The organism is Enterococcus sp. DIV0187 (assembly GCF_051713785.1).
GTDB lineage: Bacteria > Bacillota > Bacilli > Lactobacillales > Enterococcaceae > Enterococcus_A > Enterococcus_A avium.
Map to the genome: position 1 here is coordinate 1707989 of NZ_JBIOQO010000001.1, position 15099 is coordinate 1723087.

The window sequence follows — 15099 nt, forward strand, 5'->3', positions numbered from 1 at the left end:
TGGTAGAAAATTGGAAAACAGATAGTAAAAAAGGCCGCTTATTCCTCTTTTTTGTAGTTGATTTAACGCCATTTTTACTGAGTTTTCACGCTATTTACGATACATCTTAAACTCCAAATACAAATCATTATAGATTCCCAAATATTCTGGACCTAAATCTTTATAAACCTCCAAATGACTAATGGTCTCATCGTCTGGATAAAATTGCTTGTCACCAGAAATACTTTTTGGCAGCATCGCCAATGCCTTTTTATTCGGTGTTGAATAACCGATATATTCTGCGTTTGGCTTGGCTGACTCTGGTTTCAGCATAAAGTTGATAAAATCATAGGCGCCTTCTTGATTTTTGGAGGTCTTTGGAATCACGATATTATCAAACCACAGATTTGAACCTTCAGGTGGAATCACGTAATGGAGATGCTCGTTTTCCGACATCATATCCGCTGCTTCCCCAGAAAAGGTCACCGCGACTGCACTTTCTTCATTGGCCATATACATTTTAATCTCGTCAGCAACGATCGCTTTGACATTAGGCGTCAAGCTGCTTAATTTTTTGATGGCTTGATTCAGCTGTGTCATGTCCTTGCTATTGATGGAATAGCCTAAGGTGGTTAAGGACAAGCCCATAACCTCTCGAGCACCATCGATTAGCATGATATTGTTCTTCAATTCTGGGCGCCATAGATCATTCCAGTGTTTGATTTTGTCTCCTGAAACAAATTTATCATTATAGACAATTCCTAAGGTCCCCCAGAAATACGGAATCGAGTATTTATTGTCTCGATCGAAATCCAAATCTAAAAAACGTTGATCAATATTTTCTAAGCCATGAATTTTTGAATGGTCCAATGGCAGTAGTAATTTCTCTTTTTTCATTTTTTGAATCATGTATTCACTAGGAATCGCAATGTCATAGGCTGTTCCGCCTTGTTTGATTTTGGCTTCCATGGCTTCATTTGAATCAAATGTTTCGTAATTGACCTTATAGCCGTATTCCTTTTCAAATTGTTTCAACAAATCGGGATCGATATAATCGCCCCAATTATAAATGTTCAAAACTTTTGAACTAGCATTAGACGAATGGTTTAGACGAACTACCAAAAATGTCAGTAAGAGAATGATGGCGACGACACCGATAAAAAGTGATTGTAATTTTCTCATTTCAGTATTGCCACCTCCTCAAAATCGCGTTTGCGTTTCCGTGCTTTTTTCGAAGTATCGCGACTAATAAAGTAATAACCCACGACTAACAGCAGAGAGAAAATAAAGACGAGGGTCGATAAGGCGTTGATTTCTAAACTGATCCCTTGTCGAGCCCGTGAATAAATTTCGACTGAAAGTGTCGTAAAGCCATTTCCGGTAACAAAGAAGGTCACAGCAAAATCATCCAATGAATAGGTGAAGGCCATAAAATATCCCGCAATAATTCCCGGTGTCAAAAACGGCAATATAATATTGGATAACACTTGAAAATTGTTCGCTCCTAAATCTCGCGCCGCATCGATCATGGAATCATTCATTTCCTTCAGCTTCGGTAACACCATTAAAACAACGATGGGAATACTAAAGGCGATATGAGAAAGCAGCACACTGACAAAGCCTAATTGGAAATTCTTCAAAACCCCACCAAGCATCGTAAAGAGAATCAGAAAGCTGGCACCAATAATAACATCCGGTGAAACCATCAAGATGTTATTCAGCCCCAATAGGACATTTCTTGAATTTCGCTTACGTGTATAATAAATCCCCATCGCACCGAAAGTCCCAATAATCGTCGCCAACAATGCGGACAAAAATGCCAGCACAAAGGTCTGAACGACAATACTAATCAAGCGACTATCTGAAAACAGACTTTGATAATGTTCCCAAGTAAACCCAGTAAAGGTGCTCATATTGCCGCCCTGATTAAAGGAATAAAAAATCAAATAGAAGATCGGAATGTACAATAGAATAAACACAAAAATCAAATAAACAGTGGACCAGGAAAATTTTCTTCTTCTCATTTCACCCGACCTCCCTTACGTTTTTCACCGGTTAGCATCATTACAATAAACATAGCCACGATCAGAATCACACCGATCGTAGACCCCATGCCCCAATTCTGCGTCACCAAGAAATGTTCTTCGATTGCTGTACCTAGCGTGATCACGCGGTTTCCACCGATTAAGCGCGTCAGCATGAAGAGTGAGAGCGAAGGGATAAAGACAGCCTGAACACCGCTTTTTACGCCATTCAAGGAAAGCGGGAAAATTACCCGACGAAATGTATCAAAGTTATTTGCTCCTAGATCGCGACTAGCACTGATCAAAGAAGGATTGATTTCCTCCAATGCATTGAAAATCGGCATGATCATAAACGGCAGTTCGATATACGCCGCCACAAACATGAAACTAAAATCCGTGAATAGCAGCTGCTTCTGTCCGAGCCCGATAAAACTCAAGAAGTCATTGACCGAACCGTTCGCACTAAAAATACCGATAAAGGCATACGCCTTCAGCAACAAATTAATCCATGTCGGCAAGACAACCAGCAGCAGTAATAATTGGCGATGCTTCAATTTCGATAAAAAGTACGCCGTTGGATAACTGATTAACAGCGTCATCAACGTAATCAAAAACGCAAATAGTACGGAATTGACGGTCATCATCAAATAGGTTTTTGAGGTTAAGTACGTGTGATAATTGGTTAACGTAAAATTGCCGTTCATATCAAAGAAAGACTGATAGACGATCAAAATCACCGGCGCAATGACAAAAAATAGCAGCCAAAAAAAGTAAGGGATGGAATATAAACGACGCATATTTTTCATAGTGATCCCTCCCTAATCTTCATAGCTTTCCAAGCGAGCTTCGAAGTCTTCTTCACTTTCGTTAAAACGCATGACGTGAATGTCCTCAGGTTCAAAATACAGTCCAACTTTGCTGCCTTTTTTAGCTTTCTTCGTCGAATGAACCATCCATTCGTTTCCGTCCGCATCAATACAGTTCATTTCGTAATGAACCCCACGGAACAGCTGCGTATCAACTGTCACAACCAGTTTGCCCTGTTCAGGTGTGGTTAATGTCAAGTCTTCTGGACGCAAAACAACCTCCACTGGTTCATTAGGACGCATCCCGCCATCGACACATTCAAAGGTTTTGCCGACAAATTTGACTAGATTATCTTCCACCATTTCACCAGCGACAATATTACTTTCCCCAACAAAATCCGCGACAAAATGATTAATTGGTTCATCATAAATATCAACCGGTGTACCGCTTTGTACGATCTTACCCTTATTCATCACAAAAATCTCATCACTCATAGCCAAAGCCTCTTCTTGATCATGAGTCACAAAGATAAACGTAATGCCTAAACGTTTTTGCAAGGCACGTAATTCATATTGCATATCGGTTCGTAATTTCAAATCCAAAGCTGACAAGGGTTCATCCAATAATAAAATCTTCGGTTCGTTAACAATCGCCCGCGCAATCGCCACCCGCTGACGTTGACCACCAGACATTTCGGTGATTTCCCGATTTTCATAACCTGGTAGCTGAACCAGCTTTAATGCCTCTAAAACTTTTTTCTCAATCTCTTTTTTTGATAGCTTCTTGATTTTTAAACCAAAAGCAACATTATCAAAAACATTCATATGAGGAAACAAGGCATAATCTTGAAAGACTGTGTTGACCTGACGTTTATTAGCCGGAATATCATTCATTCGTTTTCCCTCAAAAAAAATATCGCCTTCACTAACGTCTGTGAAACCGGCGATAATTCTTAAAATCGTTGTTTTTCCGCAGCCAGAAGGTCCTAATAAGGTATAAAAGCGTCCCTCTTCAATATCAAAATTTATTTTCTTCAATACCGGATCGTCATCGTCGTATTGTTTGCTCACGTCTTTAAAAGAAATAATTGTATTTGCCATGACTTCACGTCCTTTTCTATAAATAAGATTCTGTAGCGACGATCAGCACTTTGCTGACTCCATTCGCTTGGTTTTGCAGCCGATGCGGTTTACTCGCTTCGTAATAGATACTCTCGCCTTTTTCCGCCTCATATAAGGTTTCGCCAAATTGCAACGCCACCTTGCCTTTTAGTACATAGATAAACGTTTCAGACAACGAAGGCGTAAACTGTTTATATTGCCCCTCTTTGTCCAACGTTAACAAAATGGGTTCCATTTCCTTCTCATTCGATTCAGGAATCAGCCATTTTATATGATAACCGTGTTCCTCATCACTGTAAAAAGTAGTGTCTTCATCCTTATAAACGATTTTCTGATCACCGGTCTTTTGCTTGAAAAATTCAGCTGGTGTCACACCTAGAACTTCTAAAATATCAAAAAAAGTCTCCATAGAAGGAGAACTTAGGTCACGTTCCAACTGAGAGATGTATCCCTTGGACAAATCGGTTCGTTCACCTAACTCTTCTTGCGTTAAATTTTTTTGGATTCTAAGATTTCGCAGCTTCTCACCAATCTCCATACTCTCAGTCCTCCATTCCTTGTTTGCTAATAGTAAACTTCTTGTTTAATAGCACCATTCCAGTATACGAACTTTTTCCTAAAAATCAAGCGATCTGAATGAAATTCTTTCACGATTTTAATGGAAACTAACGAGAAAATAAATTTGCTTTTTCTTTCATTTCCGCTAAGATAATAGTAACTATTTTTTTAAGTACAGGGAGGTTAACTACTAATGACTTATCGCCGTTTACGTGTAATCAATGATGAAACCCTTCACACAGAGATTGAAAGCTTTACTAAACCTGAAATAAAAGAGAATGAAGTATTAGTTAAGGTGAATTATTCTGGTATCAATTATAAGGACGCCTTAGCGACTAGGCCCAATACTGGTGTGCTGCGGGAGTATCCGATGACGCCGGGCATTGATTTAGCGGGTACCATTATTGAAAGTAAGGATAAAAAGTTCCAATCTGGTGACGAAGTATTAGTCACAGGCTTCGGCCTAGGTGTCAAGCACGATGGTGGCTTAAGCGATGTACAGGTTGTTCCGGCTTCATGGGTCGTTCACCTGCCTGAAGGCTTGTCTGCAAAACAGGCGATGATCTTTGGTACAGCTGGATTTACGGCTGCACTCGCTGTTGATGCGTTGCAAACCCACGGATTGAACGGTGAAAGTCGCGTTTTGGTTACTGGAGCGACTGGCGGTGTTGGCGGATTTGCTCTACATTTCCTAAAACAAATCGGCTGTAAAGAAATCACTGCGTTAAGTCGAAAAGAGGATCAACAGGATTACTTGCAGCAGCTAGGAGCAACCGCTGTTCTCTCTCCTGCTGAACTGTTTCCAGAAAAAGCCCGTCCGTTGAATAAGCAGCTCTTTGATTTTGTCATTGATACGGTCGGCGGCGATACGCTTGCTCAGGTTCTGCCTTTTATTAACTATGGCGGAAGTGTTGCTTTATGCGGAAATGCTGGCGGCATCAAACTGAGTACAACTGTCTTGCCTTTTATTTTACGAGGTGTTAACTTATTAGGCATCGATTCAGTCGAAGCTTCGATGGAGCAACGCCAAAAGCTTTGGAAAAAAATGGCGAATGAATGGGCTTTGTCTGATCATTTCCAAGTCCAGCAAATTGAATTAGAGCAAGTATTGGAAACGGCGAATGCCCTGTTAGAAGGAAAGCATGTAGGACGTACAATCGTTGCTTTAGGGGGAACAAACCAGTGAGAATTCTAATAACTTCAGGCGGTACTTCAGAAAAAATCGATGATGTCCGTGCGATAACGAATCATTCCAGCGGTAAGCTGGGCAAAGCGATCGCGGAAAGCTTTGCGAAAGATGATGTGACCATTGATATGATTACTACACGTCACGCGGTAAAACCTGAAGGAAAAATGATTCATCATCATTTGATTGACTCTACCGCAGACCTTGAAAAAATATTGAAGGATTTAATGACAAAAAATACCTATGATGCAGTCATTCATAGTATGGCGGTCAGTGATTTCACACCAGAAAGTTCGGTCACTCTTGAAGACCTTGAAGCAGTAATGGCAGCAAAACCAGTAGACTTACCAAAAGCCTTAGTGGAAGTCGCCAATGAGCGCACAGAGAAAAAAATCTCTTCCGATACCGATCATTTAGTCGTTGTTCTGAAGAAAACACCAAAAATCATTTCTTTGATCAAAAAATTGCAGCCGCAAACGATTTTGGTTGGCTTTAAATTATTAGTTGACGTGCCGATGATTGAATTATTAAATGTAGCGAAAGCCAGCCTTGAAAAAAATCAAGCTGATTTTATCTTGGCAAATGATTTAGCGGAAATTCGTGGTGAAAAACATCATGGTTATCTGATCAATAAACAGCATAAAGTCAAAGAAGCACAGACAAAAACTGAAATTGCCGAACTGATCAAAAAAGAGGTCATGAAACTGGAGGAAGCAAAATGAAAACCATCTTACTAGGAGTCAGCGGCAGTATCTCTGCCTACAAAGCAGCCGACATTACCAATCAACTGACTAAACTGGGCTATAACTTAGATGTTGTGATGACCAAGAGCAGTACGGAATTCATCACGCCCTTAACGATCCAATCCTTGTCGCATCGTCTTGTTCACCTGGATGTGATGGATGAACCCGATGCCGCATTGATCAATCATATTGCTTTGGCTAAGGCAGCCGATCTCTTTCTGGTTGCCCCTGCTTCAGCAAATATTATCGGTAAATTAGCCAACGGCATCGCTGATGATTTACTATCAACCGTAGCTTTAGCATTGCTGCCGGATACACCAAAAGTTATCGCGCCAGCTATGAATACTTATATGTATCAAAATCCGATTGTCCAACGAAATTTGGCAACGCTAAAAGAAGTTGGTTATCAAGAAATTAAACCTCGAGAAGCCTTGCTTGCCTGCGGCGATTATGGTCGCGGTGCCTTGGCAGATATTGCTGAAATTGTGCATATCGTAAATTCAAAATTGAAGGAGTAACAAATGAAAGAGAAAAATGTTAAAAGTTTTACTTTGACCGCGATGTTTTTAGCTATCATGATCATTTTAGCGGTCACACCATTGGGATTTATCCCAATTGGACCTATCAATGCAACGACCATGCACATCCCTGTGATTATTGCTTCGATTGTATTAGGCCCTCGCATTGGTGCTGGTTTGGGAGCTGTCTTTGGGGTGATTAGTTTAGCAAGAGCAACGATCGTTATCACACCGATGTCTTTTGTCTTCTCACCATTTATCGCCAATCCATTAACGAATCAAGGTGATTGGCGCGCAATTATCGTAGCAATTATTCCACGTATTTTAATTGGTGTGGTGCCCTACTTCGTTTACAAAGGACTGCATGCCCTAATGAAGCAAAAGGCACGGCCAGTCAGCTTGTTTATCGCTGGTTTAGCAGGCTCAATGACGAATACGATTTTAGTGATGAACCTAATCTTTTTCTTCTTTAAAGACAGCTACGCAAATGTTTTGCAGGTCACAGCAGATACCGTCTATAGTGTCATTCTAGGAATTATCTTTGGTAGCGGCTTAGTTGAAGCAGCTGTTGCCGGTATCGCAACGATGGCCATTTGTGCCGTTCTATTGCGCTTAATGAAAAAATAGAAAAATGCTTGAAAGAAAGCCATCACGGTTTTCTTCCAAGCATTTTTATTATTTCGGTTCTTCACCTAGAATTCGGACTTCTGTTTCTAGGCTCACATCAAATTTTTCTTTGATTGTCTTTTGGATATGAGCGATCAACTCAATGTAGTCAGTCGCTGTCGCATTGTTGATATTAACAATAAAACCAGCGTGCTTTTCAGAGATTTGCGCGCCGCCCCAGACTAATCCCTGCAAGCCGGCATCCTGAATTAATTTTCCAGTGAAATGACCGACTGGGCGTTTGAAGACACTTCCGCATGAAGGGTACTCCAACGGCTGCTTCAATTCACGCAATTCTGTAAGTTCCTTCATCCGTTTTTCGATTTGGTCGTAGTCACCCGGTGTTAATTTAAAGGTAGCACTCAAAACAATCGCTGGTTGATCTTGAATCGCTGAGTGACGGTAAGAGAAATTCATTTGATCCTTATACCACGTTTCAAATGTACCATCAGCTAATAATACATCCACTGATTCAAAAACATCTTCCAGCTGCCCATCATATGCACCAGCATTCATGAAGACCGCTCCACCAATACTCCCGGGAATACCACAAGCAAATTCGAATCCGGTCAACGAATGATCCAACGCAACGTATGTTGTGTCGATTAACTTAGCACCAGCCTGAGCAGTAATCGTATCTTCTTCAGCACGGATCGTTGTCATATCCGTCAGCATGATCACTAATCCGCGAATACCGCCGTCACGGACAATTAGATTGCTGGCATTGCCTAAAACGATCCAGGGAATGTCATTTGATCGACAGTAATCAACTAATGCTTTCACTTCTTCATTGTCTTTTGGAAATGCTAGAGCGTCCACAGGTCCGCCAGTTTTTGTAAAGGTATAATTCATTAAAGGTTCATCCAAAAGGACTTTCACGTTTGGTAATGCGCTCGATAATTCAGTAATTTTCACTTTGATAAGCCTTTCTCGTTCATTACGGGTAAATTTTTCAAACATCTTTGCTATTTTAGCACGCGAGAAAAAAACTTACCACCCCTTATAGTTGATGACGAATATGCTGCTGCAGCATTTTTTCACACAACTCATGACTTAACAAAACATTTTTCTGACGCAAATCAACAGCCTCACCTTTTAATGCGGCAATAAAACGGATAACTAGCTGCTCAAATCCGCGTTTTTCTAACGTGGTCGTCCAATCCCCGAATCGTTGAACTTCTTCCACTGTTCCCTTTTTGATCGTCAAATCGGTCAATTGATTTAAAATATTCGTTTGTTCAGGTGAACTGACTTGGTAACGCTCCATTTTCCCTCCACTCATCAGATCCATCGACAGGATAACTTCTGTTGTAGCCGTTGAAAGCAGCAGTTGTGCATAGGTCATTTTCCCTTTTTCTTCACGAATTTTTGAATGCACCGTCATGATTTCATCATCCAGCAAATAAACAGCGGTATCTACTAAATGAATGAATAAGTCATAGATACCATATTGTGTATTCATCGCATGATTCGGTTCATTCTTTTCCAAATGAATGACATGCTTTTGCGGAAGCTGTTTGAGCTGTTCCACCATTGGAGCAAAACGCCGGTTAAAGCCCACCATAAACAACAGCTTGTTTGACTTTGCCAGCTCCTGCAATTCACGCACCTCTTGCAAATTTTCACTAACAGGCTTATCGATAAATACTGAGACCCCCACCTCTAGACATTGCTTAGCGATCTCAAAATGGACCTTTGTAGCAACATGGATGAAACAGGCGTCGATTTTCTCAGCCAACAGTTCATCAATCGTTGCAACCGTATTGACAAAATTGTATTCGCGAGAAATCTTATCCCTTGTTTCATCGTTACGCGTCGCGAAAATGAATGACGCCTCCTTGCGCATTTTAGCATAGGTTGGTAAATAGGCTTTTTGGGCGATTCCTCCAATGCCGATAACTCCGATTTTCATTTATCATTCTCCTTCTTCGCTATAATTTTTTTACATCTCATTAGATATTTCTTATCTACAAAATTATGGTTTGCCGATCTGGCACCCTTTGCTTTCTGACTTTTTTTCGTTACAATGAGTCCATGAGTAAATCACAAGATTTAGTATGGAGGAATGAACATTGAAATTTATTTCTTGGAACGTCAATGGCTTACGAGCTGTGATGAAAAAGAATTTTATGGACGTCTTTAATGAATTAGACGCCGATTTTTTCTGTCTGCAGGAAACCAAACTGCAAGCTGGTCAAATCGAAATGGATCTGCCTGGCTATTATGAATATTGGAATTATGCAGAGAAAAAGGGCTACTCGGGTACCGCTATTTTTACAAAATACGAACCACTAAACGTTACTTATGGTCTTGGGCTTGATGAGCACGATCAAGAAGGTCGCGTCATCACGCTGGAATACCCTGAATATTATGTGATTACCTGCTACACACCTAATTCGCAAAATGAATTGAAGCGCTTAGATTACCGTATGACGTGGGAAGAAGCCTTCCTAAACTATCTGAATGCGCTGAAAGAAAAGAAACCAGTCATCTTCTGCGGTGATTTAAATGTCGCTCACGAAAACATTGACTTAAAAAATTGGAAAACCAATCAAAAAAACGCTGGGTTTACGCCGCAAGAACGAGAAAAATTCAGTATCTTATTAGAGAACGGCTATATTGATACCTTCCGTCATTTCTATCCAGATCAAGAGGGCATCTACTCTTGGTGGAGCTATCGCTTCAATGCCCGCAAAAACAACGCTGGATGGCGGATTGATTACTTTGTCGTTTCTGATGACTTAAAAGAAAAACTGCAAGATGCTAAAATTCACACTGAGATTTTCGGCAGCGATCATTGCCCGGTAGAATTGGATATCAATCTTTAAAATGTTTGAAATTTTTGCCGCAAACCTTTCGCCGCTGAAAGAAATATGTTAAGACAATGGCGAAGAGGTGACCCTTGTTGAATTTTATTGCAATGGACTTTGAAACAGCCAATTACCAAACACATAGTGCTTGTTCATTAGCACTCGTAATGGTTAAAAACAGCCAAATCGTTGGTGAGTATTATTCCTTAATCAAACCAGAAACAGAATTCTTTTGGAAAAACATTCAGATTCACGGGATTCATCCAGAGGACGTGGAGAATGCCCCAAAATTTCCTGAAGTATGGCAAGAAATCCAACACTATTATCAGGAAAATCGTTTGATCGTCGCTCACAATGCCGGCTTTGATACAAAGGTATTAGCCGGCTGTCTGGATTATTATCATTTAGAGCAGCCATCTTATTTGTCACTTTGTACTGTAAGAACCAGTCGCCGTCTATTTCCCGAAATGCGAAATCAGCGACTGAACACTGTCTGTGAAGAATTAGCTATTCCACTAGAGCACCATCATGATGCCTTAGAAGATAGTCGAGCCTGTGCAAAAATATTGCTTTATCAGGAGGATCATTTTGGTGTTGATCCTTTGAAAAAATTAGTTTTGCCTATGTAGCTAACTTGAAAGCGAAGCGCTCTGCTTCGCTTTTTTAATTGATTAATTTACTCATCAGCAAAACATCTAAAAATTCTCCCTGACTATCACGCGCTCCACGTATCATCTCAGCCTCAGTTTCAAAACCAAATTTTTGATACAAATGAATCGCTCGTTCATTGCGTTTCTGGACGGATAGCTCCAATCGCCGCAACGGTGAAGCATTTTCGCTCCAGTAAATGACCTCATCTAATAAAGCAGAACCTAAACCAATCCCCCAGAATTCTTTTAACACACTGATACCAATCTCGCCAATATGCGCGACAGTGAATTCTGGCGCCGCCTTGACTGAAGCCATCCCAACGATCTTTTCATCTGCCAAAGCTAACAGTAATAAATTGTTCTCACTTGCGTATAAATCAGCCAATTGTAGGCTTAACATTTCTTCACTCAAGCCTAAACCAACTTCATCCATGATTAAAAAGTCTGTCTCCTCGGCAATTTTCTGGCTCACCTGCAATAAAGCCGCAGCGTCGTCCGGGATTGCTTCTCTCAGCGTGATCTCGACTTCACTCATTTTGCTTCCCACGCTTTCAAAATGCGACTCTGAAATTTTTCAGCCTGTATTCCCTTTGCAAGCAACTCGACTTTACGCAGATTTTCATCCTGATCATCTTTAGATAAAATCAACTCCAAATAATCCTCCGGCATATACTCGCCTAACTGCTGGCCCCATTCGACTACGGAAAGACCATCGCCTTCGAAATAATCATCTAAGCCTAAATCATCCGCCCCAGCCTCAATGCGATAGACATCCATATGGTAAAGCGGTATGCGTCCCTGCTGGTATTCTCGAATGATGGTGTAAGTCGGGCTCTTAATCATTTGATCAATTCCTAAACCCAAAGCGATCCCTTTTGTTAGAGTTGTCTTCCCAGCTCCAAGATCACCCGTTAATACTAAATTATCGCTAGGCTCTGCCACCGTACCAATTATTTTTCCTAGTCTTTCTGTTGCTGTTGTATCTACTAATGTTATCACGCTCTATCCCTCTTTTCTGCTACCAATTTAGTATAACGATTTACGCTTAGAGAGAAAAGAAAAAGATTCTTCATTTGGGAAGCAGAAGTAACAAAAAAAGTAAGAATCCTTATGAAAAATGGATTCTTACTTTTTAACTTTTTCATTATAGCTAAGATAGCTCTTAACTCATCAATGATTGTGCTGCTGTAATAATAGAAAGCTTATAAACGTCTTCTTCGTTACAGCCACGTGATAAGTCAGAAACTGGCTTGTTCAAGCCTTGTAAGATTGGTCCGATCGCTTCAAAACCACCGAAACGTTGGGCGATCTTGTAACCAATATTTCCTGATTGTAATTCAGGGAAAACAAAGACAGTCGCTTGTCCAGCTACTTGAGAATCAGGGGCTTTCAATTGTGCCACGCCTGGGATATAGGCAGCATCAAATTGTAATTCGCCATCGATTAAGAAATCTGGCGCCAATTCTTGAGCAATCTTCGTTGCTTCTGCAACCTTTTCAACCTCAGGAGATTTAGCAGATCCTTTTGTTGAGAAGCTCATCATTGCGACTTTAGGTTCAATATCGAATAATTCAGCTGTTTTAGCAGATTCGACAGCGATTTCAGCCAATTCTTGAGCGCTTGGATTCACATTGATGGCACAATCTGAGAATAAGTATTTCTCTTGATCACGCCCGCGAACCATTAAGAAAGCTCCACTTGTACGGCTAACGCCTGGTTTTGTTTTAATAATTTGCAAGGCTGGGCGAACAGTATCTCCAGTTGAATGAATCGCTCCAGAAACCATGCCTTCAGTAATGCCCATATAAGTCAGCATTGTACCGAAGTAGTTTTCATCTTTAAGAATCTTTTCCGCATCTTCTTTGCTGACTTTTCCTTTACGACGTTCAACAAAGGCTTCAACCATTTCATCCCAGCGATCAAAATGATCAGGGTCAATAATTGTGAAGTTCTCTAAAGCGATTCCACGAGCGCCCGCAGCTTTTTCGATTTCAGCCAGATTGCCAATCAAGATTGGTTCAATCAATTCTTCTGCTTTCAAACGAGATGCGGCACCAAGAATACGCGCGTCAGTTGCTTCAGGAAATGCCACTTTAATGTTGCGACGAATAATCTTAAATTTCAAACTATCAAATAGATCCACGATAAAACCTCCAGATATTTATTTCCTTTTCATCATACAACACTTCACATGAAAAGAAAAGGACAGAATAAAACCTCTGTACTACTCATTAGAATCTAGTAAACATGAATTAAGAGGTTTTTCACAAACTGTCTCTATAACAGAAACCGTTGTCATACTACACTGTTTCAGGCAGCTGCCAATCGATTGGTGACTCGCCCCACTCCTTCAAAATCTGATTTGTTTTTGAAAATGGTTTTGATCCAAAGAAGCCTCGATGAGCGGATAAAGGCGACGGATGAACAGACTTTATGATCGCATGCTTATTGGTATCAATCATTTTGATTTTTTCTTGAGCAGGCTTGCCCCATAGAATGAAGACGATCGGCTTTTCTCGCTCATTTAATCGTTGAATAATTGCGTCAGTCAATTGCTCCCAACCTTGACCGCGATGTGAATAAGCTTGCCCTTCACGTACGGTCAGAACTGTGTTGAGCATCAAAACACCTTGTTTGGCCCAACTTACGAGATTGCCGTGCTGAACTGGCGGAATCCCTAAATCATTTTGCAATTCTTGATAAATATTTCGTAATGAAGGCGGTATTTTTACTCCCGGCTGTACGGAAAAGGATAAGCCGTGCGCTTGATTTACGCCATGATAAGGATCTTGTCCTAAGATTACAACTTCGACTTTGCTGTAAGGTGTCAATTCCAACGCTTCAAAGATATGATACATATCTGGATGAATTCTTTGAGTGCTATATTCCTGCTTCAAGAATTCTCGTAGTTTCAAATAGTACGGCGCTTGAAATTGATCTGCTAAAACCGTCTGCCAATCATTATGGATAATTTCTTTCATGCTCTACACTCCTACTTCTATTCTTAGTAAAAACTCTCCATTTTACGTGGAAAGAACTAGCCTATGCGTCAAGAAGACCATTTTCTACCCCAATAATTCTTTTTAAAGAATTCTCTCGACATGGCTATCCTCTTTGGGATTATGGTACACTATCGGTGTATGATAGGAAAGCTAGGTGAATAATTTTGATAAAACTCATTGCCTCTGATATGGACGGTACACTGTTAAACGATCAAATGCAAGTCCCAACAGCAAATATCGCAGCCATTCAGAAAGCTCAAGCACAAGGAATTGAATTTATTACAGCGACCGGACGCGGAATGAGCCACGCCAAAATCTCTTTAGATGAAGCGGACATCCACGTACCGATGATTTTATTAAACGGCGCTCATGTGGTGAACGCCGAACGAGAAACCATTTTTACCATTCCGATCGGCAAGGAAAAGACATTTGAAGTGATGGATGCCATTGAAGAAGCTGGCCTTTATTATGAAATTTTTACCGCCGAACATGTCTATTCTTCAAATCAACCGAAGCGGATTGAATTTTTCTCAGAGCATATCATTGATAAAATACCTGGTATTTCTAAAAAAATGGCGATCGCTGCCTCATCGCGACATTTATCACTTACACCGATTACTTTTGTTGAAGATATGCGACAAACACTAATCGATAAAGAAGAAGATGTATTGAAGATTATCGCGTTTGATAAGAATGGTCCAGAACAGCTTAAAGCGATAACAGGAGAGCTAGAAAAGATCGGAGACCTCGCCATTGCGGCATCTGAATTGACAAATATCGAAATCAATCATGTCGATGCGCAAAAAGGCATCGCCTTAAAGCAGTTTGCGGAAGAACGAGGATTTTCCGCTGATCAAGTGATGGCGCTGGGAGATAATTTTAATGATGTCAGCATGTTGACATATGCTGGTACGAGTGTTGCGATGGGAAATGCAGTAGAAGCTATAAAGAAAATCGCGAAACATGTAACTGATACGAATGAAGAAAACGGAGTAGCAACGGCAATCGATCGAATCCTTTCTGAATAATAAAAAT

The 15099-nt window shown here is 40.6% G+C and carries 18 protein-coding genes; 7 read left to right on the plus strand and 11 right to left on the minus strand.

Annotated features, from left to right (window positions below; all coding sequences use genetic code 11):
- Positions 1-90: 90 nt before the first annotated feature.
- Genes IGI52_RS08335 through IGI52_RS08355 form a run of 5 tightly spaced genes read right to left on the minus strand, consistent with a single transcriptional unit; the run spans position 91 to position 4469 of the window.
- Positions 91-1161 carry an ABC transporter substrate-binding protein gene (locus tag IGI52_RS08335; RefSeq protein ID WP_438781027.1) on the minus strand — a complete coding sequence of 357 codons (1071 nt, stop codon included), beginning with the start codon at positions 1159-1161 and terminating at the stop codon, positions 91-93.
- The gene (locus IGI52_RS08340) at positions 1158-2003 is read right to left on the minus strand and encodes an ABC transporter permease (RefSeq protein ID WP_016181861.1); all 846 of its coding nucleotides are present in this window, start codon (positions 2001-2003) and stop codon (positions 1158-1160) included. The genes IGI52_RS08335 and IGI52_RS08340 overlap by 4 nt, the downstream gene beginning before the upstream one ends.
- Positions 2000-2809, minus strand: a complete 810-nt coding sequence (locus IGI52_RS08345; RefSeq protein ID WP_438781028.1) for an ABC transporter permease — start codon at positions 2807-2809, stop codon at positions 2000-2002. The genes IGI52_RS08340 and IGI52_RS08345 overlap by 4 nt, the downstream gene beginning before the upstream one ends.
- Before the next feature lie 12 nt (positions 2810-2821).
- Positions 2822-3910 carry an ABC transporter ATP-binding protein gene (locus IGI52_RS08350; protein ID WP_049218702.1) on the minus strand — a complete coding sequence of 363 codons (1089 nt, stop codon included), beginning with the start codon at positions 3908-3910 and terminating at the stop codon, positions 2822-2824.
- 16 nt (positions 3911-3926) lie between these two features.
- Positions 3927-4469, minus strand: coding sequence for a helix-turn-helix domain-containing protein (locus IGI52_RS08355; protein WP_049218705.1), 543 nt, complete (start codon positions 4467-4469; stop codon positions 3927-3929).
- A 213-nt stretch (positions 4470-4682) separates the two neighbouring features.
- Here IGI52_RS08355 and IGI52_RS08360 point away from each other — a divergent pair, with 213 nt between their 5' ends.
- Genes IGI52_RS08360 through IGI52_RS08375 form a run of 4 tightly spaced genes read left to right on the plus strand, consistent with a single transcriptional unit; the run spans position 4683 to position 7563 of the window.
- On the plus strand, positions 4683-5675 hold the full coding sequence (locus IGI52_RS08360) for a YhdH/YhfP family quinone oxidoreductase (protein WP_438781029.1): 993 nt from the start codon (positions 4683-4685) through the stop codon (positions 5673-5675).
- Positions 5672-6397, plus strand: coding sequence for a phosphopantothenate--cysteine ligase (locus IGI52_RS08365; protein WP_438781030.1), 726 nt, complete (start codon positions 5672-5674; stop codon positions 6395-6397). The genes IGI52_RS08360 and IGI52_RS08365 overlap by 4 nt, the downstream gene beginning before the upstream one ends.
- Complete coding sequence (gene coaC / locus IGI52_RS08370) at positions 6394-6936, plus strand: phosphopantothenoylcysteine decarboxylase (protein ID WP_438781031.1); 543 nt, start codon at positions 6394-6396, stop codon at positions 6934-6936. Before IGI52_RS08365 ends, coaC begins: the two co-directional genes overlap by 4 nt.
- 3 nt (positions 6937-6939) lie before the next feature.
- A complete protein-coding gene (locus IGI52_RS08375; RefSeq protein ID WP_049218711.1) occupies positions 6940-7563 on the plus strand; it encodes an ECF transporter S component in 624 nt (207 codons plus the stop codon).
- Between the two features lie 48 nt (positions 7564-7611).
- On the opposite strand, the gene murB is transcribed toward IGI52_RS08375, so the two are convergent.
- The gene (gene murB, locus IGI52_RS08380) at positions 7612-8517 is read right to left on the minus strand and encodes a UDP-N-acetylmuramate dehydrogenase (protein WP_438781032.1); all 906 of its coding nucleotides are present in this window, start codon (positions 8515-8517) and stop codon (positions 7612-7614) included.
- 85 nt (positions 8518-8602) lie between these two features.
- A complete protein-coding gene (locus tag IGI52_RS08385; protein WP_438781033.1) occupies positions 8603-9514 on the minus strand; it encodes a Gfo/Idh/MocA family protein in 912 nt (303 codons plus the stop codon).
- A gap of 160 nt (positions 9515-9674) precedes the next feature.
- Here IGI52_RS08385 and IGI52_RS08390 point away from each other — a divergent pair, with 160 nt between their 5' ends.
- Both IGI52_RS08390 and IGI52_RS08395 read left to right on the plus strand, forming a co-directional pair.
- The gene (locus tag IGI52_RS08390) at positions 9675-10430 is read left to right on the plus strand and encodes an exodeoxyribonuclease III (RefSeq protein WP_016181851.1); all 756 of its coding nucleotides are present in this window, start codon (positions 9675-9677) and stop codon (positions 10428-10430) included.
- Between the two features lie 77 nt (positions 10431-10507).
- Positions 10508-11041, plus strand: coding sequence for a 3'-5' exonuclease (locus IGI52_RS08395; RefSeq protein WP_438782241.1), 534 nt, complete (start codon positions 10508-10510; stop codon positions 11039-11041).
- Between the two features lie 34 nt (positions 11042-11075).
- On the opposite strand, the gene IGI52_RS08400 is transcribed toward IGI52_RS08395, so the two are convergent.
- The 4 genes from IGI52_RS08400 to IGI52_RS08415 all read right to left on the minus strand — a co-directional run bounded on the left by IGI52_RS08400 (position 11076) and on the right by IGI52_RS08415 (position 14043).
- Positions 11076-11597, minus strand: a complete 522-nt coding sequence (locus IGI52_RS08400) for a GNAT family N-acetyltransferase (protein ID WP_438781034.1) — start codon at positions 11595-11597, stop codon at positions 11076-11078.
- The gene (gene tsaE / locus IGI52_RS08405; protein ID WP_049218714.1) at positions 11594-12061 is read right to left on the minus strand and encodes a tRNA (adenosine(37)-N6)-threonylcarbamoyltransferase complex ATPase subunit type 1 TsaE; all 468 of its coding nucleotides are present in this window, start codon (positions 12059-12061) and stop codon (positions 11594-11596) included. The genes IGI52_RS08400 and tsaE overlap by 4 nt, the downstream gene beginning before the upstream one ends.
- A 163-nt stretch (positions 12062-12224) precedes the next feature.
- Positions 12225-13205, minus strand: coding sequence for a phosphate acetyltransferase (gene pta / locus IGI52_RS08410; RefSeq protein ID WP_049218716.1), 981 nt, complete (start codon positions 13203-13205; stop codon positions 12225-12227).
- A 157-nt stretch (positions 13206-13362) separates the two neighbouring features.
- Positions 13363-14043: a uracil-DNA glycosylase gene (locus tag IGI52_RS08415; RefSeq protein ID WP_016181840.1), complete on the minus strand. Its 681-nt coding sequence runs from the start codon at positions 14041-14043 to the stop codon at positions 13363-13365.
- Between the two features lie 185 nt (positions 14044-14228).
- Between IGI52_RS08415 and IGI52_RS08420 the strand changes: the two genes are divergently transcribed.
- Positions 14229-15092, plus strand: a complete 864-nt coding sequence (locus IGI52_RS08420; protein ID WP_049218718.1) for a Cof-type HAD-IIB family hydrolase — start codon at positions 14229-14231, stop codon at positions 15090-15092.
- Positions 15093-15099 lie beyond the last annotated feature (7 nt).

Excerpts from the sequence above, each read along its gene's own strand:
- coaC (WP_438781031.1), top strand. The coding sequence starts at position 6,394 with ATGAAAACCATCTTACTAGGAGTCAGCGGCAGTATCTCTGCCTACAAA.
- IGI52_RS08355 (WP_049218705.1), bottom strand. The coding sequence starts at position 4,469 with ATGGAGATTGGTGAGAAGCTGCGAAATCTTAGAATCCAAAAAAATTTA.
- IGI52_RS08400 (WP_438781034.1), bottom strand. The coding sequence starts at position 11,597 with ATGAGTGAAGTCGAGATCACGCTGAGAGAAGCAATCCCGGACGACGCT.
- IGI52_RS08375 (WP_049218711.1), top strand. The coding sequence starts at position 6,940 with ATGAAAGAGAAAAATGTTAAAAGTTTTACTTTGACCGCGATGTTTTTA.
- IGI52_RS08345 (WP_438781028.1), bottom strand. The coding sequence starts at position 2,809 with ATGAAAAATATGCGTCGTTTATATTCCATCCCTTACTTTTTTTGGCTG.
- IGI52_RS08360 (WP_438781029.1), top strand. The coding sequence starts at position 4,683 with ATGACTTATCGCCGTTTACGTGTAATCAATGATGAAACCCTTCACACA.
- IGI52_RS08415 (WP_016181840.1), bottom strand. The coding sequence starts at position 14,043 with ATGAAAGAAATTATCCATAATGATTGGCAGACGGTTTTAGCAGATCAA.
- IGI52_RS08335 (WP_438781027.1), bottom strand. The coding sequence starts at position 1,161 with ATGAGAAAATTACAATCACTTTTTATCGGTGTCGTCGCCATCATTCTC.
- IGI52_RS08340 (WP_016181861.1), bottom strand. The coding sequence starts at position 2,003 with ATGAGAAGAAGAAAATTTTCCTGGTCCACTGTTTATTTGATTTTTGTG.
- IGI52_RS08385 (WP_438781033.1), bottom strand. The coding sequence starts at position 9,514 with ATGAAAATCGGAGTTATCGGCATTGGAGGAATCGCCCAAAAAGCCTAT.
- IGI52_RS08350 (WP_049218702.1), bottom strand. The coding sequence starts at position 3,910 with ATGGCAAATACAATTATTTCTTTTAAAGACGTGAGCAAACAATACGAC.